General features: G+C 71.5%; 21 protein-coding genes. 6 read left to right on the top strand and 15 right to left on the bottom strand.

What is annotated here, in order from left to right; translation table 11 throughout:
- Positions 1 to 128: 128 nt before the first annotated feature.
- Positions 129 to 605, bottom strand: coding sequence for a MarR family transcriptional regulator (locus ABZ919_RS35595; protein ID WP_361256436.1), 477 nt, complete (start codon positions 603 to 605; stop codon positions 129 to 131).
- 69 nt (positions 606 to 674) lie between these two features.
- Between ABZ919_RS35595 and ABZ919_RS35590 the strand changes: the two genes are divergently transcribed.
- A complete protein-coding gene (locus ABZ919_RS35590; RefSeq protein ID WP_361256433.1) occupies positions 675 to 1,541 on the top strand; it encodes an alpha/beta hydrolase in 867 nt (288 codons plus the stop codon).
- 3 nt (positions 1,542 to 1,544) lie between these two features.
- Here ABZ919_RS35590 and ABZ919_RS35585 read toward each other — a convergent pair whose 3' ends face one another.
- Complete coding sequence (locus ABZ919_RS35585; protein WP_361256430.1) at positions 1,545 to 2,273, bottom strand: hypothetical protein; 729 nt, start codon at positions 2,271 to 2,273, stop codon at positions 1,545 to 1,547.
- A 119-nt stretch (positions 2,274 to 2,392) separates the two neighbouring features.
- Positions 2,393 to 2,761 (bottom strand): ArsC/Spx/MgsR family protein, encoded by a 369-nt coding sequence (locus ABZ919_RS35580; protein WP_361256426.1) that lies wholly within the window; start codon positions 2,759 to 2,761, stop codon positions 2,393 to 2,395.
- Between the two features lie 221 nt (positions 2,762 to 2,982).
- Between ABZ919_RS35580 and ABZ919_RS35575 the strand changes: the two genes are divergently transcribed.
- On the top strand, positions 2,983 to 3,297 hold the full coding sequence (locus ABZ919_RS35575) for a hypothetical protein (protein WP_361256423.1): 315 nt from the start codon (positions 2,983 to 2,985) through the stop codon (positions 3,295 to 3,297).
- A gap of 68 nt (positions 3,298 to 3,365) precedes the next feature.
- On the opposite strand, the gene ABZ919_RS35570 is transcribed toward ABZ919_RS35575, so the two are convergent.
- On the bottom strand, positions 3,366 to 5,006 hold the full coding sequence (locus ABZ919_RS35570) for a phosphotransferase (protein ID WP_361256420.1): 1,641 nt from the start codon (positions 5,004 to 5,006) through the stop codon (positions 3,366 to 3,368).
- Positions 5,007 to 5,141: 135 nt separating this feature from the next.
- On the opposite strand from ABZ919_RS35570, the gene ABZ919_RS35565 reads away from it, so the two are divergent.
- Positions 5,142 to 5,420, top strand: a complete 279-nt coding sequence (locus tag ABZ919_RS35565) for a hypothetical protein (RefSeq protein ID WP_361256417.1) — start codon at positions 5,142 to 5,144, stop codon at positions 5,418 to 5,420.
- A gap of 16 nt (positions 5,421 to 5,436) precedes the next feature.
- On the opposite strand, the gene ABZ919_RS35560 is transcribed toward ABZ919_RS35565, so the two are convergent.
- From ABZ919_RS35560 to glnA, 6 genes are all read right to left on the bottom strand, one after another.
- Entirely contained in the window at positions 5,437 to 6,057 is a 621-nt protein-coding gene (locus ABZ919_RS35560; RefSeq protein WP_361256414.1) for a hypothetical protein, read from the bottom strand.
- Positions 6,058 to 6,060: 3 nt separating this feature from the next.
- A complete protein-coding gene (gene htpX / locus ABZ919_RS35555) occupies positions 6,061 to 6,981 on the bottom strand; it encodes a zinc metalloprotease HtpX (RefSeq protein ID WP_361256411.1) in 921 nt (306 codons plus the stop codon).
- Between the two features lie 141 nt (positions 6,982 to 7,122).
- Complete coding sequence (locus ABZ919_RS35550) at positions 7,123 to 7,377, bottom strand: hypothetical protein (RefSeq protein ID WP_361256408.1); 255 nt, start codon at positions 7,375 to 7,377, stop codon at positions 7,123 to 7,125.
- Between the two features lie 458 nt (positions 7,378 to 7,835).
- Positions 7,836 to 8,459: a hypothetical protein gene (locus ABZ919_RS35545; protein ID WP_361256406.1), complete on the bottom strand. Its 624-nt coding sequence runs from the start codon at positions 8,457 to 8,459 to the stop codon at positions 7,836 to 7,838.
- A 117-nt stretch (positions 8,460 to 8,576) separates the two neighbouring features.
- Positions 8,577 to 9,104 (bottom strand): hypothetical protein, encoded by a 528-nt coding sequence (locus ABZ919_RS35540; RefSeq protein WP_361256403.1) that lies wholly within the window; start codon positions 9,102 to 9,104, stop codon positions 8,577 to 8,579.
- A 490-nt stretch (positions 9,105 to 9,594) separates the two neighbouring features.
- A complete protein-coding gene (glnA, locus tag ABZ919_RS35535; protein ID WP_361256400.1) occupies positions 9,595 to 11,004 on the bottom strand; it encodes a type I glutamate--ammonia ligase in 1,410 nt (469 codons plus the stop codon).
- A 210-nt stretch (positions 11,005 to 11,214) separates the two neighbouring features.
- On the opposite strand from glnA, the gene ABZ919_RS35530 reads away from it, so the two are divergent.
- Both ABZ919_RS35530 and ABZ919_RS35525 read left to right on the top strand, forming a co-directional pair.
- Positions 11,215 to 11,682, top strand: coding sequence for an RDD family protein (locus ABZ919_RS35530; RefSeq protein ID WP_361256397.1), 468 nt, complete (start codon positions 11,215 to 11,217; stop codon positions 11,680 to 11,682).
- 94 nt (positions 11,683 to 11,776) lie between these two features.
- On the top strand, positions 11,777 to 12,277 hold the full coding sequence (locus tag ABZ919_RS35525; RefSeq protein WP_361256394.1) for a flavin reductase family protein: 501 nt from the start codon (positions 11,777 to 11,779) through the stop codon (positions 12,275 to 12,277).
- Positions 12,278 to 12,304: 27 nt separating this feature from the next.
- Here ABZ919_RS35525 and ABZ919_RS35520 read toward each other — a convergent pair whose 3' ends face one another.
- The 4 genes from ABZ919_RS35520 to lipB form a co-directional block, all read right to left on the bottom strand.
- The gene (locus tag ABZ919_RS35520; RefSeq protein ID WP_361256391.1) at positions 12,305 to 12,994 is read right to left on the bottom strand and encodes a DUF4191 domain-containing protein; all 690 of its coding nucleotides are present in this window, start codon (positions 12,992 to 12,994) and stop codon (positions 12,305 to 12,307) included.
- 70 nt (positions 12,995 to 13,064) lie between these two features.
- A complete protein-coding gene (locus ABZ919_RS35515; protein ID WP_053653973.1) occupies positions 13,065 to 13,262 on the bottom strand; it encodes a hypothetical protein in 198 nt (65 codons plus the stop codon).
- Positions 13,263 to 13,490: 228 nt separating this feature from the next.
- Entirely contained in the window at positions 13,491 to 14,456 is a 966-nt protein-coding gene (lipA, locus tag ABZ919_RS35510; RefSeq protein WP_361256388.1) for a lipoyl synthase, read from the bottom strand.
- 115 nt (positions 14,457 to 14,571) lie between these two features.
- Entirely contained in the window at positions 14,572 to 15,369 is a 798-nt protein-coding gene (gene lipB / locus ABZ919_RS35505; RefSeq protein WP_361256385.1) for a lipoyl(octanoyl) transferase LipB, read from the bottom strand.
- A 239-nt stretch (positions 15,370 to 15,608) separates the two neighbouring features.
- On the opposite strand from lipB, the gene ABZ919_RS35500 reads away from it, so the two are divergent.
- Positions 15,609 to 17,078 carry a regulator gene (locus tag ABZ919_RS35500; RefSeq protein WP_361256383.1) on the top strand — a complete coding sequence of 490 codons (1,470 nt, stop codon included), beginning with the start codon at positions 15,609 to 15,611 and terminating at the stop codon, positions 17,076 to 17,078.
- Positions 17,079 to 17,193: 115 nt separating this feature from the next.
- Here ABZ919_RS35500 and ABZ919_RS35495 read toward each other — a convergent pair whose 3' ends face one another.
- Positions 17,194 to 18,558, bottom strand: a complete 1,365-nt coding sequence (locus tag ABZ919_RS35495; protein WP_361256380.1) for an NAD(P)/FAD-dependent oxidoreductase — start codon at positions 18,556 to 18,558, stop codon at positions 17,194 to 17,196.
- Positions 18,559 to 18,722 lie beyond the last annotated feature (164 nt).

The following is an 18,722-nucleotide window of genomic DNA, read 5'->3' as shown; positions in this document are numbered from 1 at the left end:
CGCGCTCGGTGCGGGTGCTGCGGCGCTGCGGCACCGGGGCACCGCGTCGATCTGGCGGGCAGCCTGTCAACAGGCCGTTTCCCGGCCGTTGCTCGTGTGTGAACCCCGTGTTACCTGGTTGTTCTGTGTCAGGCCTCACGTTGTGAGGTGCCGGTGGGCGGGGTATGGGCGCCCTCCGCGGCGGCCTGCCGCACCCCGTCGAGGAAGTCCCGGATGGCGGCCCGCTGATGGGCGTCGTAGCCGCGCAGCAGCTCCACCGACCGCTCGATCAGCGGACCGAAGAACGTCCGGCCCAGGTCCACGGCGTCGTCCGTCACCTCCACGACGACCTTCCGCCGGTCGGTGCTCCCGCGCACCCGGCGCACCTGACCGGTCCGCTCCAGCCGGTCGACCAGCGCCGTCGTGCCCGCCGAGTTGAGCCCGAGCGCGGCACCGAGCCGCCCGGCGGTCAGTTCCTCGCCGGCGCGCCGCGCGTCCATCAGCGCGATCAGGGCCCTCACGTCCGTCGGGTGCATGCCGTTGGCCTGCGCGAACCGGGCGCTGTGCAGGCCGAGTTCGACGGCGACGGCACGCAGCAGGTGGACGGTCTCCAGTTCGGGCTGCACGCGGGACCTCCGGGGCTATCATCTCGCTCAGCGAATGTCTTGCTCGGCGAGATAATAGGGGGTGGTCCCGTGGCCGGACACACCGGATACGACAGTGAGGCCTTCCGGGTTGCGTACGACAGGGTCCTGGCGAAATGGCCCGCCGGGCGGGAGGCGCTGACGGTCGCCACGCCCTTCGGCGACACCCGCGTCCACGCCTGCGGTCCGCGCGACGCGCCCCCGCTGCTCCTGCTGCCGGGCGGCGGAGCGGCCACCTCGGCCTCCTGGTACGCCCAGGCCGGGAAGTTGGCCCGGGTCCGCCGGGTGCTCGCGGTCGATCTGCCCGGCGCCCCGGGCCTGAGCGTCCCGGCCGGCGACCGTCACCCCCGTACGGTCGCCGACCTGACGCTCTGGCTGGACGCCCTCCTGGACGGCCTGGGCGCCGCCTCGGCCGACCTGGGCGGCCACTCGTACGGCGGCTGGATCGCCCTGCACTACGCCCTGCGCGCGCCGGCGCGGACACGCCGCCTGTTCCTCCTGGACCCGACCCAGTGCTTCGCCGGGTTCAAGGCGGCGTATCTGCTGCGCGCCCTGCCGATGCTGCTGCGGCCCACACCCCGCCGGGTGCGCGCCTTCCTGGAGTGGGAGAGCGGGGGAGGGGCGCCGGACCCGGACTGGCTCGCCCTCCAGGAGGCGGCCGCGGGCTTCCCGTCCGCGAGGCCGGTGACCGGCCCGCGCCCCGCACCGGACGCCCTGCGGGCGCTCGAGGCGCGGGTCCTGCTGGTCGTGGCCGCGAACAGCAGGACCCATGCGTCGCGTGAGGTGGCCGACCGGGCCCGCGCGCTGCTGCCGCACGTGGAGACCGCCGTCCTGCCGGACGTCTCGCACCACGGGCTGCCCCAGTCGGCGCCGGACGATCTGGCCGGCCGCCTCACCGCGTTCCTGTCCGGTCCTTGAGCCTCACCCCACCTTCTCGATCCGGGCGTGCCGGATGAGGAACTTGCCCGGTTCCCTGACCTGCTCGAAGGCCGCGTTGTTGAGCAGCACACAGCTTCCGGAGACGGAGGTGACCTTCACCGTCGTGGACTTGTTGTTGTCCAGGTTGGTGACCTTCAGGGACGTGCCCGCCGGGAACTGGTTGCTGGAGGCGGCCGGGGCGCCGCCCTCGCCGGAGAGCGTGACGGTGGAGCCCTGGCACACCTGCTGGCCGGAACCCGCCGCCGCACCACCGGCGTTGCCGCCGCCGGCGGCGCTCTGCGAGGGCTGGGCGCTCTGCTGCCCCGCCTGCTGCCCCGCCTGCTGTCCGGCGGCCTGCTGTCCGGCGGCCTGCTGACCGGCGGCCTGCTGACCGGACTGGGAGCCCTGAGCCGACTCCCCAACCGTGCAGCCGGCCGCCTTCTGCTGGACCTCGATCTGCTTGATGACCGCCTCGCGGTTGGCGATCCGGGCTGCCGACTGGGCGTCCGGATGGGCCTTCTGGTCCGCGATGAACTTGTCGTTGTTGCCGTGGGCCGTGGCCAGCCCCTGGCACACCGTGGAATCCCCGGCGGACAGGGTCTTCGCGTTGTGCGCGGGCTGGGCCGCGTTGGAGGTGGTGGCCAGCGCGAAGGCCCCGCCGCCCGCCACCGCCGCGGCACTGACGAGCAGTGCGATCTTCTTCTTCGTGCCGAGAGTTCTCCTGCGCGACATGCGCGCCTCCTGAAGAGGTAGGGGAGCGTACGCCGCTATGTACGAGATACCGAACGAGGTTACTCAGCGGTCGCAGGAGTCATCGAAGTGGGCTGTGTCACAGGTGAGTTGAGCGCCGCTCAGCTCTCGCTGCGGGAGAGGGCCTCCCGGACCGCCTCCTCGGAGCGGCCGACCAGGGCCGTTCCGTCGTCGGCGGTGATGATCGGCCGCTGGATGAGCCCGGGATGCTCGGCGAGCACGGCGATCCACCGGTCCCGGGCACCTTCCTCACGCGGCCAGTCCGCCAGGCCCAGCTCCTTGGCGACCGCCTCCTGGGTGCGGGTGATGTCCCAGGGCTCGAGGTTCAGCCGCTCCAGCACGGCCCTGATCTCGTCCTCGCCCGGCACGTCCTCCAGATAGCGGCGGACGGTGTACTCGGCCCCCTCGGCGTCGAGCAGGCTGATGGCGCTACGGCACTTGGAGCAGGCCGGGTTGATCCAGATTTCCATGCGGCACACGGTACTTGGTACCGGCTCTGTTCGATTTTTCCGACGCCCCGGCAGCCTCACCGTGACCGCCTGTCGCACAGCTCCAATTGCCGTGTTCACCTGGGCATTTGGCGGCCTCGGCGATCCTGTCATTGTCAGTGGCCGCCGGTACACTGGAAGCAGTGTTCGAGACAGTCGCCGGAACCCCGGAAGGCTGCCCTGACCGCGACTGGAGGATGCCTGTGCCCGCTGCCGCCCTGAAGCCGAAGCCGTTGCCCACCCAGTCCACCGCCCAGCACCCGGTACTGTTCGACTCCCCCTACGAGCCCATGACGAAGCGGCCCCTGCCGGCCGGACGGCCGCGCGAGTGGTACGTCACCCACAACCGCCGCCTGAAGGCCATGCGCCTCGCCATAGCGCTGCTCGACTCCGGCATCTACCTACCGGCCCAGGCCCGCGACGAGACGATCCGCAGCACGGCGGAGGACATCGGCATGCGCCCGCCCTCCGACACCACCTGCCACATGGTCCGGGCGTTCATGCGCTACAGCCGCTGACGCCCGCCACCGGAGCCGGGCGCCCCGGTCCGCCGGGGCACCCGGCGCCGGTACGGGCGCCGCACCGCTCAGCCGTAGCGCTCCAGCAGCCCGCGCACATACGCCTCGAGGCGGGCGCACAGCACCTCGGAGGTCAGGTCGGTGCGGCCCAGAGTGCGCCACGGCCCGGCCAGCTTCTCGGCGTCGGGGGCGTAGGCGAGCGCGTCCAGCAGGCGCCAGTACAGGTGGTCCCGGCCGTCGGCCAGGCCGTGGCCGCCCTGCCGCTCGTAGCGGTCCCGGAAGGCCAAGCCGTGCTCCGGACCGTGCAGCAGGGCCAGCGCCGTCGAGCAGTGGGCCACGTCCAGGTCGGCCGGGCCCCAGGACGTCTCCACCCAGTCCACGACCCCACCCACCCGCAGTCCGTCGCCCACGCCCGTGAAGAGCACGTTCCCCGGGTGGTAGTCCCGGTGCAGGAAGCGGCCCCGGTACGGTGGCGGGTCCCGGCGGATCACCTCCACCGCACGCTCCCAGGGCGCGCCGTGCGGGGTGCGCACCCGGTCCGCCGACGTCCACGCCTCGTACGTGCGCGGGCGGTCCTCAGGGTCCACCATGTGGATCCGGACGAGCTGGGCCGCCAGGAGGTCGAGCCGGCGGTCCAGGTCCGCCGGATCCTCCTCGTCCACCCGGACCCGGCCGGGCAGCCTGCTCATCAGCAGGGAGGGGTGGTCGCAGTGCTCGGCGACGGCGTCCACCGCGACCAGGGCCGGGACCGCGATGCCCTCCTGCCCGGCGAGCAGGCCGAGGACCGCCGCCTCCCGCGACAGCAGCCCCGGCGCGGCACGGCGGAAGAACGGCTTCACGAAGCTGCGCAGCACCAGCTCCTGCCCGTCGTCGAGGGTGAGTCTGCGCATCTGCGACGACCAGCCGCCCTTCAGCGGCGTGGCACCGGTGACCGTACGGCCGGCGGGCAGCTGCTCGGCCACCCAGGTCCGCGTCGCCGCCCAGCCGCGCCGTCCGTCGATCCCGCTCACCAGCGCCGTCACGAACTCCCGGCGGTCCTCGCCGTGGTCGCGGAACCACAGGCCCAACCGGTGCTCCGCCCGCGGGAGGTCGAAGCGGCTGTACTGCGCCCGCGCCGACAGCGCGTCCTGGACGGCCTCGGTCACGGCCGGCGGGACGACCGCGTCGGTGCCCGGCACCGCCAGCACCGCCCGGCCCTCGTACGCCCGGAACGCCTCCAGAGCGGGCGAGGCCCGCCAGCTGTCCGGGGTACGGATGATCTGCGTGAACCGGCCCCGGCCGTCCCCGAACGGAACTTCCCAGGCCCCGGGCGCGTAGACGGCGGGCGCGCACAGGCCGACGGCCGCCACCCGGCGGCCGTAGTGCCGTACGAGATCGGCGACGGTCTGCCCGCTCATGCTGAAGCCGACCAGCACCAGCGGAGCGCCGGCGGGAGCGTGGGCGTCGATCACCGCCATCGCCTGCTCGAACCGTCCGCGCAGGCTCGACTCGCCGAGCAGTCCGGTGCTTTCGCCGTGCCCCGAGAAGTCGAACGCCAGGGCGTGGCAGCCGTGCCCGGTGAACTCGGTGAGCAGGGGCAGGAGGCGGTCCTTGGTGGCGTTGCCCGCGCCGTGCAGCAGCACGGCCGTCGCCCGCCCCGGTGGACCCGCGGTCACCCCGTTGAGCCGCTCGCCGTCGAAGTCCTGGGTGAAAACGGTCGGTTCGCTCATGCGGCCATTCACTCACGGCGGCTCGGGCCCGCGGAAAACGGGATGCGGGCGCGGTGGCGCCCTCCCTACGCTGAACAAACGGCACGAAGCCGACACACTCCACCCCCGTCGCCCTCACCCCAACGGAGGTCCGTCATGCGTGGCATCGTCGCGTCCGGGACCGTCGTCCTGGTGATCCTCGGAATCGGAAACCATCTGTGGTGGCTCGCCGCCGTCGCGCTGCTGTATCTGTACGCGACGCACGGACGTGGTTCCCCCGGCACGCCACCACCCGCCGGCGTGGGCGCCCCGTCCCCGCCGGAGAACTACCGCGCGTACCGCCAGCGCCGGGACCGGCAGGCCCGGTGGGAGCGCCGCTACCGCCGGGAGCGCCCCTTCGAGGCGCGCCGGCAGGAGCGTGAGAAGAGCAGGTGAACCAGGGCGTCCCCGGTCACAGACCGGGGGCGCCCCACACCGGGAACCAGCGGCTCAGGTCCTGCTCGATCCGCAGGTCGTTCACGAGCGCCGCCTTCACCTGGAGCTCCAGTGCGTTGTCCCGCCGCTCGACGGCGCCGGGCAGCGGAGCGAACGGGTAGAACGTGCCCCGCTTGTAGAGGTAGACCAGCGCCAGCCTGCGGCCGCCGTCGTCCGTGAAACCGGCCAGTGAGCACAGCAGCTGCGGGCCGAAGCCGTTGATCTCCATCGCGCTGTTCACCGCGTGCAGGTCGTTGACCAGCTCCGGCAGCTGCTCGGGGCGGCGCCGGGACACCAGCCACGAGTAGCCGTAGTCGTCCCGGCGCAGCTCGACCGGCGGGCTTCCCCCACTCTCGGCTCCGCTCGAGCCGGTGGCCCCCGCCCGCCCGGTGTCCGCGTCGAGCAGCGCCTGCACCTCCCGGTGGGTCTGCTCGAAGACCGCGCCCTCCACCGTCGCGAAGCACACCGCGCCGGTCCCGGTCGCGGTGAAACCGGCCGCGACCTGCAGGGTCACGGCCGCCGACGGCAGCGCGAAGAGCTGGTCGAGATCGGGTGCGACCGGTTTCGTACGGCCCAGCAGGATGTCCAGCAGCCCCAATGCTCAGCCCGCCTTCCCGGGGGCGGTGGCCTCGCCCAGCTCCGCGGAGATCCGGCCCAGCTGGTCCAGTCGCTGCTCCAGTGTCGGATGCGTGGAGAAGAACCGCTCGATGCCGGGCTCCTTGCCGGTGGCCGGGGTGAAGTAGAAGGCGTTGAAGGCCTGGGCGGTGCGCAGGTCCTTGGTCGGGATCCGGGCGATGTCCCCGGTGACCTTGGTGAGCGCCGACGCCAGCGCCGACGGCCGCCCGGTCAGGTGGGCCGCCGCCCGGTCGGCCGCCAGCTCACGGTAGCGGGACAGCGCCCGGATCAGCAGGAAGCTGATCGCGTACACCGCCGCGGAGACGCCCATGATCGCGGCGAAGACGGCGGCGGTGTTCTGGTCCCTGCGGCCTCCGCCGAAGACCTGCGAGTAGAAGGCGAACCGCACGATCAGGCCCGCCAGCACACCGAGGAACGACGCGATCGTGATCACGGCCACGTCCTTGTGCGCCACGTGCGACAGCTCGTGCGCCAGCACGCCCTCCAGCTCGGCCGGCTCCAGCCGCCGCAGCAGCCCCGTGGTCACGCAGATCACCGCGTGGTCCGGGTTCCGGCCGGTCGCGAACGCATTCGGCATGTCCATGGTGGACACCGCGACCACCGGCTTGGGCATGTCCGCGATCGCGCACAGCCGGTCGATCACCGCGTGCAGCTCGGGATACTCCTCGCGCTCCACCACCCGGCCGTGCATCGCGAACATGGCGATCCGGTCGGAGAACCAGAACTGCGCCACGAACATCGCGCCGATCACCACGACGACCAGCACCCAGGACCTCAGCAGCGCGATCAGCGCGGCCACGAACCCCACGTACAGCAGACCGAGCAGGAACATCGTGATTCCCATGCGCACGGTCAGCCGTCGGTCGCTCCGGAAGCGGCTCTGCATCTTGCATCACCCCGCAGTCAGGCACTCGTCCCGCTGTCCAGTGTGCACCTGCCGACTCCCATGGGGAGGTTCCGAACGGCCCTAGGAGCGGCAAAACGTACCCGTGGCCGGCCCGCCGTCGCCAGGCGTCCCCCCGGCTCCCTAGTGCGCCGAGCCGAACTGCACGAGCCCGATCAGCACCATCACCAGGATCACGCAGCCGAAGACCATGGCCGTCGACGCCCACGACGCCCGGCGCGGCACCGGATCGGGGTCGGCGCGGAAGGGTGCCGGGTCCGGCGGGCTCTCCTTCCAGCGTGCGGCGAGCATCCGGGCCCGGGCCGAGGGCTCCTTGTGCTCGGCGGAATTCGCCCAGCGGTGATCGAACTCCCGCTTCCAGTCGTCGTCTTCCGTCATCCCCGTTCAACCTCTCTCGTCCGGCAGAGTCAGGAGGGATGATCCCCTGACAATAGGAAGCCTGGGAAGCGGGAAAGGTTGCCTGCACGGCGAAGGCGCCCCGGCCGAGCCGAGGGGCCCCGTCGCGGCATCCGCCGGCCGGCGTCGATCACACCTCTCGGGGGACATACGGGGACGGCGTGCCGCGCACCGGCGACCGGCCGTGCGGGAGGTCGTTCCACCGGTGTCCGAGGAGCCCTGGGACCGACCGTGACGTCCGCGGCCGTCGCCTGCGGCAGCCGGCCGAAGGCGGTGTTCGTCGTGTCGGTGAACACCGGCGTGCCGCCGGCGAAGCCTCGGGCCCGGCGCGTCAACCGCTCGGCGCCGCGGTGCCGGCTGCGGATCGGCGCGGCCGGTTCCACCGTTTCGCCGGCGGACCCGCCCGGGATGCTCCGCGCGGGGCCGCCGTGCAGGCCTCGTCAGCCCCAGCCGCCGAACAGCGTGCTGCTCAGCTGCGCGTCGCAGATGTTGTAGCCGCCGGACGCGTGCCCGCTCTTGGTGTGGCCGTCAACGGTCACGGAGCAGTTGATGTCACCGGATCCCTGCAGTTGGGCGGTGACCGTGTAGTACATGGCGTCCTTCTTGAACGGCAGGTCGGCGGTGAACTTGCCGTTCTTGAACGTGCCCTTGCGGGTGTCCGTGTCGGAGCCGTAGGAGATGTCCAGGCCGCCGAGCGCGCCGGCCGGCGCGGTGCCCCACACCTTGAAGGTCACGGTGTGGGGCGCGGTGTCGCTCTTCGCGCCGCCGGTCTTCGCCTTGTTGTCACCGGACTTGCTCGTGTGGGGTGCGGCGCCTGCCGTGTCGTTCTTGCCGCTGCTGCCGCTGTTCTTGCTGCTGCCGCCTCCGGCCGCAGCACCGACGATGCCGATGACGACGAACAGGGCCACCACACCGAGGCAGCCGAAGCCGACGGCCTTGCCGACGCTTCTCTTCTTCGGCGGCTGCGGTGGTGGCGCCCCCCAGCCGGGCTGTGTCGGTGCTCCCCACTGTGGCTGTTGCGGCTGGCCTGCCCATCCGGGCTGCTGCGGTTCCTGCTGGCTCACGGTCCCCCCATGCGCTGCTGAACTAGTTGAGCCTTGAATCTATCTGATGTGAGGCTTATGTAAAGGCGCCGTGAGGGATCTGTGACCAGAACGGGATGCGGGGCTTCATGGGTGGCCTCAGCCCAGTCCGTTCGTCGCGGTCTCGTAGCCGGCGGCCTGCTTCGGGGTGAGGTAGTGCGAGACCCGGACCAGCACCGTGCCGTGGACGTAGTCGTACTCGGCAAGTGCCGGCATGGACTTGGTGACGGCTTCGACGTACTTCGCACGGGTCTGCGCGTCGGCGGCCGTCGCGAACGCTTCGATGGCGCCACCGCGTTCGACATCGCCCTGGTCGGTGCCGCTCACCTGGCCGGCCGGGATCCGCGAGTCATTGAACGTGATCTTCGAGGTGTACTGGCCCGGTCGGCCGAGGAGATGGTTCGGATCGTCGGCCGCCGTGACAGTGCCGGACAACTTCGCGGTCCTGACCCGGCCGGAGAGCTTCGCGAACGCGTCGTGGGCTGTGAGATTCCCGCCGGCCGCCGCTGCGGACTTGGCGGGCTCGGCAGCCTTGTCCGTGGAGGACGCCGACTTGCCGTTGCTGCACGCGGCGAGGGCCAGGAGCAGAGCGGTGGCCGCGGTGGTCGTGGTGATGGTGCGTCGCATGCAGGAGATGGTGGAGGTCCGGGGGTGGCTGTGAGGGCCATGTGGCCGTGTTGTGACGCGGCGTTCGAACTCGGTGCGGACGGTCGGACCACTGGGCCTCGAGCAGCAGGTTCCCGGCCCAGGACGCCCGCTCATGCCGTCGGGCTCGCCCGCACCCCACGGCGACGCAAGGGCCGACGCTGGGTACTCGTGCCGCACAGAGGCCGGTCCGGCCGCCTGTCCCTGCCATGGCCGGCGACGGAGCAGGGGGGCGGGTGGGAAGGGATGGTCGGTATGGAGTCCGGCTCTTCCGGTTTTCCACGGCCGGCCGTGGGCGAGCGGCTGCGGCGAACCGAGGGGACAGCCGTTGCCGGGGTGGAACGAGACGACGTGCTCGGGCGCGGCGGCGGTGGCGGAAAAGCCGTCGGCCGGCTCTCCCGGAGAAGGAGAGCCGGCCGACGGCCCACAGCCGGCCCAGGAGAGCGGGAGCCCGCTCCGGCCTGGGGCGATATCACACGTCGAAGTAGAGCTCGAACTCGTGCGGGTGCGGGCGCAGCTGCAGCGGCGCGATCTCGTTGGTGCGCTTGAAGTCGATCCAGGTCTCGATCAGGTCCGGGGTGAACACGTCGCCCTGGAGGAGGAACTCGTGGTCGGCCTCGAGCGAGTCGAGGACGGCGGGGAGGGAGGTCGGGACCTGGGCGACGTTCGCGTGCTCCTCGGGAGCCAGCTCGTACAGGTCCTTGTCGATCGGCTCGGCCGGCTCGATCTTGTTCTTGATGCCGTCCAGACCCGCGAGGAGCAGGGCGGAGAAGGCCAGGTACGGGTTGCCGGAGGAGTCCGGGGCGCGGAACTCGACGCGCTTGGCCTTCGGGTTGGAGCCGGTGATCGGGATGCGCATGGCCGCGGAGCGGTTGCGCTGCGAGTACACCAGGTTGATCGGCGCCTCGAAGCCCGGCACCAGGCGGTGGTACGAGTTCACCGTCGGGTTGGTGAAGGCCAGGAGCGACGGGGCGTGCCTGAGGATGCCGCCGATGTAGTAGCGGGCGGTGTCCGACAGACCCGCGTAACCGGCCTCGTCGTAGAACAGCGGGTCGCCGTTGCTCCACAGCGACTGGTGCACATGCATGCCCGAGCCGTTGTCACCGAAGATCGGCTTCGGCATGAAGGTCGCGGTCTTGCCGTTGCGCCAGGCCACGTTCTTCACGATGTACTTGAACAGCTGCAGGTCGTCGGCGGCGGCGAGCAGCGTGTTGAACTTGTAGTTGATCTCCGCCTGGCCGGCGGTGCCCACCTCGTGGTGCTGGCGCTCGACCTTCAGGCCGGACTTCTCCAGCTCCAGGGAGATCTCGGCGCGCAGGTCGGCGAAGTGGTCGACCGGTGCCACCGGAAAGTAGCCGCCCTTGTAGCGGACCTTGTAGCCGCGGTTGTTCTCCACCGCACCGGTGTTCCAGGCGCCCGCCTCGGAGTCGATGTGGTAGAAGGACTCGTTCGCGCTGGTCGCGAAGCGCACGGAGTCGAAGACGTAGAACTCGGCCTCGGGGCCGAAGTACGCGGTGTCCGCGATACCGGTCGAGGCGAGGTAGGCCTCGGCCTTCTTCGCCACGTTGCGCGGGTCACGGGAGTACTGCTCGCCCGTGATCGGGTCGTGGATGAAGAAGTTGATGTTGAGGGTCTTGTCGCGGCGGAACGGGTCGACGCGGGACGTCGACAGGTCGGCGCGCAGCGCCATGTCGGACTCGTGGATGGCCTGGAACCCACGGATCGAGGATCCGTCGAAGGCCAGCTCCTCGTCCGGGTCGAACGCCTCAACGGGCACCGTGAAGTGCTGCATGACGCCCGGCAGGTCGCAGAAGCGGACGTCGATGAACTTGACGTCCTCGTCCGCGATGAACTTCTTGGCCTCGTCGGCGTTCTGGAACATCCAGCTCCTCCTACTCCCGACCGTCCTCGCCGGGGTGGTAGATCGTTCGTGCGGCCAGTGCGGGGGCACACGCTGGTCATGACCCTAGGGACGGGTGATTTCTCGGGCGTGACCCGTTTGTTTCGCAGAAGTTAACCGGCCACCTGTCCACCGTAGCTCCGACACACCCCTCGGCGTAGTGCCCGAAACCGGGCGCAGTACCGTTGACGGGTGGACAACAGGCAAGCACTGGGATCGTGGCTCTCCGGGCCCCGCGCGGCCATGGAAGAGGCCGGCGCCGACTTCGGCTACCGGGGCGAGCAGCTCGGCCTCCCCGAGGAGGGGCCGAACTCCCTCGCCCGTCCCGGCCGGCGGCTCGGCGCGCTCGCCGTGGACTGGGGACTGTGCGTCCTGATCGCATACGGCCTGATCACCGACGGCTACAGCCCCGCTACGAGCAACTGGGCGCTCGGTGTCTTCTTCGTCATGAGCCTGCTGACCGTCGGCACCCTCGGCTTCACCCCGGGCAAGCGGCTCCTCGGCATCCGGGTCGTGGCCCTGGAGACCGGCACGGTCAACCCGCTGCGGTCCGTGCTGCGCACGTTCCTGCTGTGCCTGGCGATCCCCGCGCTGATCTGGGACCGGGACGGCCGCGGGCTGCACGACCGGCTGGCGAAGACCGTGGAGGTCCGGACCTGACCGTTCCCGGGGGCGGGTCCGCACCCGCACCCGGCGATCGTCCAGATGCCCCCATCCGGTTGCCCGGTCAAACCGCCGGCTGCATCGTCGCGGTATGACCGATGCTCAGGATGTGATGGCGGCCGAGGTGAGCCCCGAGGAGTTCCGGGACGCCATGGCGCGCTTTCCGTCGGGCGTGGTGGTGGTGACCGCCCGCTGCGAGGACGGCACTCCGCGCGGCTTCACGGCCAGCTCCTTCTGCTCCGTCTCGCTGGACCCCCCGCTCGTCCTGGTGTGCCTGGCGGACGCCGCCGACTCGGCGGCGGTCTTCGCGCGGTGCGAACACTTCGCGGTGAGCGTGCTGGCCCCGGAGCACCAGCCGCTGGCCCTGCTGTTCGCCACCAAGGGGGCGGACAAGTTCTCCGACGCCCTGCTGCAGCCGAGCCCCGCCGGGCTGCCGGCGGTGCAGCAGGCGCCGGTGCAGCTGGACTGTGCCGCACATGCGCGTTACCCGGCCGGGGATCACACGATCCTGATCGGCCGGGTAACGGGAGTGCGGCTGGGCGAGGGAGCCCCGATGGTCTACTGCGAGCGAAAGTTCCGGACCCTGTCCTGACGAGCTGCCGGGCGAGGGCCCACGGGCTCAGCGGCCCTTCGGCATCCGCATGCCCTTGGGCATGGGGCCCTTCGGCAGCGGCATGTTGGTCATCAGGTCGCCCAGGGCCCGCAGCCGGTCGTTGGTGGCCGTCACCTGGGGGCCGGTGAGGACGCGCGGGAACTTCAGCATGGTCGTGCGCAGCTTCTTGAGCTCGACCTGGCCCTCGCCGTTGCCGACGATCACGTCGCGCACCGGTACGTCGGCGACGATGCGGTTCATCTTCTTCTTCTCGGCGGCCAGCAGGCTCTTCACCCGGTTCGGGTTGCCCTCGGCGACCAGCACGATGCCGGCCTTGCCGACCGCCCGGTGCACCACGTCCTGGCTGCGGTTCATCGCCACCGCCGGAGTCGTCGTCCAGCCCCGGCCGATGTTGTCCAGGACTGCGGCCGCGGCGCCCGGCTGGCCCTCCATCTGACCGAAGGCGGCGCGCTCGGCCCGGCGGCCGAACACGATCGCCGCCGCCAGCAGAGCGACCAGCAGGCCGAAGATGCCCAGGTAGACGGGGTGGCCGAGCAAGAAGCCGATCGCGAGGAACACAGCGAGGGTGCCGATGCCGACGGCCCCGAGGACAAGACCGATCTTCTTGTCGGCCTTGCGGGTCATCTTGTACGTGAGGGCGATCTGCTTCAGTCGCCCTGCGTTCGCGGCGTCCGCCGCGGTTTCCTTCCTCGCCATGTCAGGAAGTCTACGTGGCCCCGGGAGTGCGGACGACGGCAGTGCCCGGGAGGAACGCGCGGGAAAGGGCTCAGGAGCGGCCGGCGGCCTGCTCCAGGACACGCTGCGCCTCGACCCGGTCCTTGGCGCGCCGGCGGTCCTCCAGCACGGAGGTCCAGGCATTGCGCCGGGCGGTGCGCTGACCGCCGCTCATGAGCAGGGACTCGACGGCGCGCAGGGCGTCGGTGAAGGACGGGATGGCGGTTGCGCGTACGGGCGCGGCCTGCATGATCGAGGTCCCCTCTCGGAGCGGGGTGTGTACGAGGCGTGATACCAGAGTCACTGATTGGTGTTACCAGGGCATGTCCGACCGGTCAAACGCCAATGAAGCCTTGATGCAGAGCACTGAAACGCCGACGCGGCCCTGATGCCCGCCCTCATCAGCGAGGACGGTCAGGACCGCGTCGTCTCGGCCATTACTGGCCAGTAGTTACTTGTGCGCGAATTCACACGTTCGTCACATCGCCTGGGCGGCGACGTACGAACCCCGCTTCTCCACGGCCATCCGGTACAGGCGCCCGGCGCGGTACGAGGACCGCACCAGCGGACCGGACATCACGCCCGAGAAGCCGATCTGCTCGGCCTCCTCCTTCAGCTCCACGAACTCCTCCGGCTTCACCCAGCGCTCCACCGGGTGGTGCCGGACGGAGGGGCGCAGGTACTGGGTGATGGTGACCAGCTCACAGCCGGCGTCGTGCAGCTGCTTGAGCGCCTCGCTGACCTCCTCGCGGGTCTCGCCCATGCCGAGGATCAGGTTGGACTTGGTCACCAGGCCGAAGTCGCGGGCCTCGGTGATGACCTTCAGGGAGCGCTCGTAGCGGAAGCCGGGGCGGATCCGCTTGAAGATCCGCGGCACCGTCTCGACGTTGTGCGCGAAGACCTCGGGACGGGCGGAGAAGACCTCCGCCAGCTGCTCGGGAACCGCGTTGAAGTCGGGAGCCAGCAGCTCGACCTTCGTCCGGCCGCCCTCGCGCTCCGCCGTCTGCGCGTGGATCTGGCGCACGGTCTCGGCGTACAGCCAGGCGCCGCCGTCCTCCAGGTCGTCGCGGGCGACGCCGGTGATGGTGGCGTAGTTCAGGTCCATGGTGACCACGGACTCGCCGACGCGGCGCGGTTCGTCGCGGTCGAGCGCCTCGGGCTTGCCGGTGTCGATCTGGCAGAAGTCGCAGCGCCGGGTGCACTGGTCGCCGCCGATGAGGAAGGTCGCCTCGCGGTCCTCCCAGCACTCGTAGATGTTCGGGCAGCCGGCTTCCTGGCAGACCGTGTGCAGGCCCTCGCTCTTCACGAGGTTCTGCATCTTCGTGTACTCGGGGCCCATTTTCGCCCGGGTCTTGATCCACTCGGGCTTGCGCTCGATGGGGGTCTGGCTGTTGCGGACCTCCAGGCGCAGCATCTTGCGTCCGTCGGGTGCGACTGCGGACACGACCGGCTCCCTAAGCTTTGATTCTTCGGCGTACACCAGGGTACGCCCGTGTTCATTGCGCCCTGCCGGGGAGATCAACCTCGCGGTCGCAGGGCGCATTCCCCGCGGCCGGGGCTCAGACGGACGCGTTCTCGACGACGCGCGGACGCAGGTCCGCGTCGCCGAGGACCTCCTGCAGATGCCTCTCGGCCATCGGCAGCACCTCGTCGATGGTGACCTCACGGCCCAGTTCGTACGAGAGGGAGGTGACCCCCGCGTCGCGGATGCCGCACGGGATGATCTTGTCGAAGTTCGAGGTGTCGGGATTCACGTTCAGGGCGAAGCCGTGCATCGTGACGCCCTTGGCGACGCGGATGCCCACGGCGCAGATCTTGCGGTCCTCGCGGCGCTGCCCGGCGTTGGAGGGCGCGTACTCGGGGCCGTTGAGGCGCGGGTCGAACTCGGGGTCGTTGGTGCGCGGGTCGAAGTCGAGGGTGAGACCGCCGAGCGCGGGGCGCTGCTCGACCGGGTCGCCGAGGACCCAGACCCCGGCGCGGCCCTCGACCCGGGAGGTGGCGATGCCGAACTCGGCGCACACCCGGATCATCGCCTCCTCGAGGCGGCGCAGATGCGCGACGACGTCCACCGGGCGCGGCAGCTTCTGGATCGGGTAGCCCACCAGCTGGCCCGGGCCGTGCCAGGTGATCTTGCCTCCGCGGTCCACGTCGATGACCGGGGTGCCGTCCAGCGGGCGCTCGCTGTCCTCGGTGCGGCGGCCGGCGGTGTACACCGGGGGGTGCTCCAGGAGGAGAACGGTGTCCGGGACCTCGTCGGCGAACCGGGCCGCGTGCACCCGGCGCTGCTCGTCCCAGGCCTCCTGGTACTCGACGGCATCCGCACCGAACCCCATGCGGACGAACCGCAACTCACTCACGGCAAGCGCCTCCCTCAGCGACCGGTGTGTCAGGCACGTAACGCGCCCACGCCACTGTACGTCCGACCGGCGTACGTCAGCCCTGCGGGCAATCCTCACACGATCGGATGAATGGAGGCCGATTTGTGCGACCAGCTGCTCACTCTCCGCTACATTCGCGCCGTTCGTGAGGCCAAAAGGGCAGCTCACAGGCAATCCCGGCACTTCAGAAGCCCGGAAGGCAGGAGACCGCACCGCAGATGACGGACCGACCCGCGCAGCGCACCCCCAACCGCCAGCTCGCCGCGCTCATCGCAGAGGCGGGGTTCTCCAACGCGGGTCTGGCCCGTCGCGTCGACCAGCTCGGCCTGGAGCACGGGCTGGACCTCAGATACGACAAGACCTCCGTCACCCGGTGGCTGCGCGGACAGCAGCCGAGGGGGACGACGCCCGCCCTGATCGCCGAGGTCTTCACCCGCCGGCTCGGGCGCCGGCTCACCGCCCAGGACCTCGGTCTGGACGCCTGCGCGCCGGTGTACGCCGGGCTGGAGTTCGCGGCCACCCCCGAGGAGGCCGTGGACATCGTCAGCGGGCTGTGGCGCAAGGACTCCGGCAGCCACGCCGAACTGCGCAAGATCGCGTTCACCCCGGCCGGGCTCGTGGTCCCGAGCCGGGACTGGCTGATCGGCAAGGCCGACGACAAGGTGGCCCGCGAACCGGTGGCCCGGGTGCCCGCACAGGGCCGCCCCGCCCCGGCCAGGCCCCTGGCCCGGCACGCACTGCCGGTTCCGCCCCGGGTGCGCGGGCACGCCGAGCGCGCCCCCGGTCACCGGGTCACCAACGGCGACATCAACGCCCTGCGTTCGGTGGGCGAGCTGTTCCGCACCCTCGACGACCGGTTCGGCGGCGGCCACGCCCGGCAGGCCCTGGTGCGCTACCTGGAGCACGAGTGCGAGCCGATGCTCCGTGGTTCCTACGACGAGCAGACCGGCCGCCGGCTGTTCGGCGCCGCGGCCGACCTGACCCGGCTCGCGGGCTGGACCTCCTACGACATCGCCGCGCACGGCCTCGCCCAGCGCTACTACGTGCAGTCCCTGCGGCTCGCCCAGGCGGCCGGCGACCGGTCGTACGGCTCCTACGTCCTGGTCACCATGAGCCGCCAGGCCGTCTATCTCGGCCACGGCAGGGAGGCCGTGCAGCTGGCCCGTGTGGCCCAGCAGGGCATGGGCACCGGCGGCCCGCCGGTCGTGCAGGCGCTGCTGCACTCCTCCGAGGCGCGGGCGCACGCCGTGCTCGGGGAGGTGCGGGCGTGCACGGCGGCGCTCGTGCGGGCCGAGCGTGCCCTGGAGACGGCCCGGCCCGGGGACGAGGTGCCGTACTGGGCCACGTTCTTCGACGAGGCCCAGCTCGCCGACGAGTTCGGGCACTGCCACCGGGACCTGCAGCAGTTCCGTGCGGCCGCCCAGCACGCCGAACGCTCGCTCCAGCTCCGTGCCCCCTCCTACGCCCGCAGCCGGCTCTTCTGCCGGGTCGTCCTCGCCACGGCCCGCCTCGGCCTCGGCGAACTCGACCAGGCGTGTGCGCTCGCGGCGGAGGCGGCGGGTCAGGCGGCGGAGATGCGCAGCGCTCGCGCGATCGAGTACGTGAAGGATTTCGAGCGCCGGCTGGAGCCGTACCGGGACGCGGCGCCGGTGCGGGGGTATCGGGAGAAGGTGGCGGCGCTGGGGTAGCCACCGGCCGTCGGGGGCGCGGTTGTCCGGCTGGTCGCGCGCTGTCGGGGCCCGTCGCGCCTTCCCCGCGGCCAAGCCGCATGCCGGCACGGCCGCGCGCCCCTGAGGGCCGCGTTCACGCGGCCCTGGGCAGCGTAGGCGCCGGATCCGCACGGTTCAGGGAGCCTGCCGCGCCCAGGTCCGCCAGAATCGCCGCCGCCGCCCGATGGGCCGAGTGCAGGGCGCCCTGGACCGTGCTGGTGTCCCGGTGGTCGCCGCAGACGTAGAGGCCCGCCAGCAGCCGTACCGGGCGGCGCAGGTCGTGCGGTGGGCGCATCGCCGGGACCGCCTCCGGTGTGTGGTGCACGGCCAGCGTCTCCCAGCGGCGCGTCGAGGTGCCGTAGAGCCGGGAGAGGTGGATGCGGACCGCGGTGTCGATCCCCTCGGGCGGGGTGCCGAGCACCGTCGAGGAGATCAGCACCCGGCCCACCGGCGCCCGGCTCGGGTCCACGTTGCTGAGCACCGCCGTGTGCGCCACCGGTCCGCCCCGGTCGGCGTCCAGCAGCAGCGAGGTGCCGGTGCAGAAGGCCGTCGCCGGGTCGTCCGTGGTGTGGTGGACCACGGTGACCGGGTGGAAGCAGGGCACACGGAGCCCCGGCAGCAGTGCCGCCGCGGCGCGCGCGTCCGTCGCCAGCAGCACCGCGCGGCAGCGGATCTCGCCGTGCTCGGCGGTGGTCACCGCGGTGGTGGCCACCGAGGTGACCCGCACCCCGGTGTGCACGGTGCCGTGCGGCAGCGCCCGCGCCAGCAGCTCCGGCAGTACGTCCGCGCCGCCCTCCGGGACGCACAGCCGGCCGCCGGCGAAGGCGCGCAGCGCGAGGTCGGCGCACCGGCTGGACGTGGTGAGCTCCGGGTCGCACAGCAATGCGGCGAGCAGCGGGCGCAGGAAGCCGTCGATCGTGCGGGCCGGCAGACCGCGCCGGGCGAGGGCCTGGCCGGCGGGCATCTCGGGGCGGCCCAGGATGCGCTCCACCGGGGTGGCGGCGATCCGGCCCAGGGCGGCGCCGAGCCGGGCCTGGTCGACCGCGCCGCCCATCGGCGCGCCGGCCCGGCCGGGGACGGCCGCCGGCCCCCTGGGGGCGCTTGCAAGGGCGCGCACCGCATGGAGTGCGCCCCTTGCGCTCCCCCCAGCCGCCGGTGCGCCCGCGCGCTGGGTGCGTCCGTCGCGGTGCAGCAGGACGCCCGGTCCGAAGGTGCGCAGGACCAGGGAGTCCAGGCCCGGGGTCGTGCGGAGTTCGGGGTAGGACGTGGACAGCAGCTGTCCGATGCGGTCGAGCCGGAAGCCGTCGACCTTCTCCGTCGACATGCGGCCGCCCACACAAGGGGCCGCCTCGAGGACTGCGGTCGAGATTCCTGCGCTGGTCAGCCGATGAGCCGCCGAGAGTCCGGCGATTCCGGCGCCCACGATGACGACGTCCACCTGGTACGCGGGCTCAAGCACGAGGCCCCTCCTGTGGTTGCGCGGCCGGTGGAGACGTCATGCCCCCAACTGGCTCCGGAAATACCAGAGTTCGGGTCGAGGTTAGGTCTGCGGTCGGTCGCAAACAGTCGCGCATCAACAGGGCACGGTCGCATGGAGGTCGCATACGGTCACAAGAGATCTCT

The sequence above is a fragment of the Streptomyces sp. NPDC046759 genome (assembly GCF_040645475.1).
Lineage (GTDB): Bacteria > Actinomycetota > Actinomycetes > Streptomycetales > Streptomycetaceae > Streptomyces.
The sequence above is the reverse complement of the archived record's forward strand: the minus strand, read 5'-3'. Positions and strand labels throughout refer to the sequence as shown.

Coding starts and splice junctions, on each gene's coding strand:
- ABZ919_RS35580 (WP_361256426.1), bottom strand. CDS start 2,761: ATGGAAATCTGGATCAACCCGGCCTGCTCCAAGTGCCGTAGCGCCATC.
- ABZ919_RS35525 (WP_361256394.1), top strand. CDS start 11,777: ATGACCGATGCTCAGGATGTGATGGCGGCCGAGGTGAGCCCCGAGGAG.
- ABZ919_RS35540 (WP_361256403.1), bottom strand. CDS start 9,104: ATGCGACGCACCATCACCACGACCACCGCGGCCACCGCTCTGCTCCTG.
- ABZ919_RS35550 (WP_361256408.1), bottom strand. CDS start 7,377: ATGACGGAAGACGACGACTGGAAGCGGGAGTTCGATCACCGCTGGGCG.
- ABZ919_RS35515 (WP_053653973.1), bottom strand. CDS start 13,262: ATGCAGGCCGCGCCCGTACGCGCAACCGCCATCCCGTCCTTCACCGAC.
- glnA (WP_361256400.1), bottom strand. CDS start 11,004: ATGTTCCAGAACGCCGACGAGGCCAAGAAGTTCATCGCGGACGAGGAC.
- ABZ919_RS35565 (WP_361256417.1), top strand. CDS start 5,142: ATGCGTGGCATCGTCGCGTCCGGGACCGTCGTCCTGGTGATCCTCGGA.
- ABZ919_RS35520 (WP_361256391.1), bottom strand. CDS start 12,994: ATGGCGAGGAAGGAAACCGCGGCGGACGCCGCGAACGCAGGGCGACTG.
- ABZ919_RS35585 (WP_361256430.1), bottom strand. CDS start 2,273: ATGTCGCGCAGGAGAACTCTCGGCACGAAGAAGAAGATCGCACTGCTC.
- ABZ919_RS35500 (WP_361256383.1), top strand. CDS start 15,609: ATGACGGACCGACCCGCGCAGCGCACCCCCAACCGCCAGCTCGCCGCG.
- htpX (WP_361256411.1), bottom strand. CDS start 6,981: ATGCAGAGCCGCTTCCGGAGCGACCGACGGCTGACCGTGCGCATGGGA.
- ABZ919_RS35570 (WP_361256420.1), bottom strand. CDS start 5,006: ATGAGCGAACCGACCGTTTTCACCCAGGACTTCGACGGCGAGCGGCTC.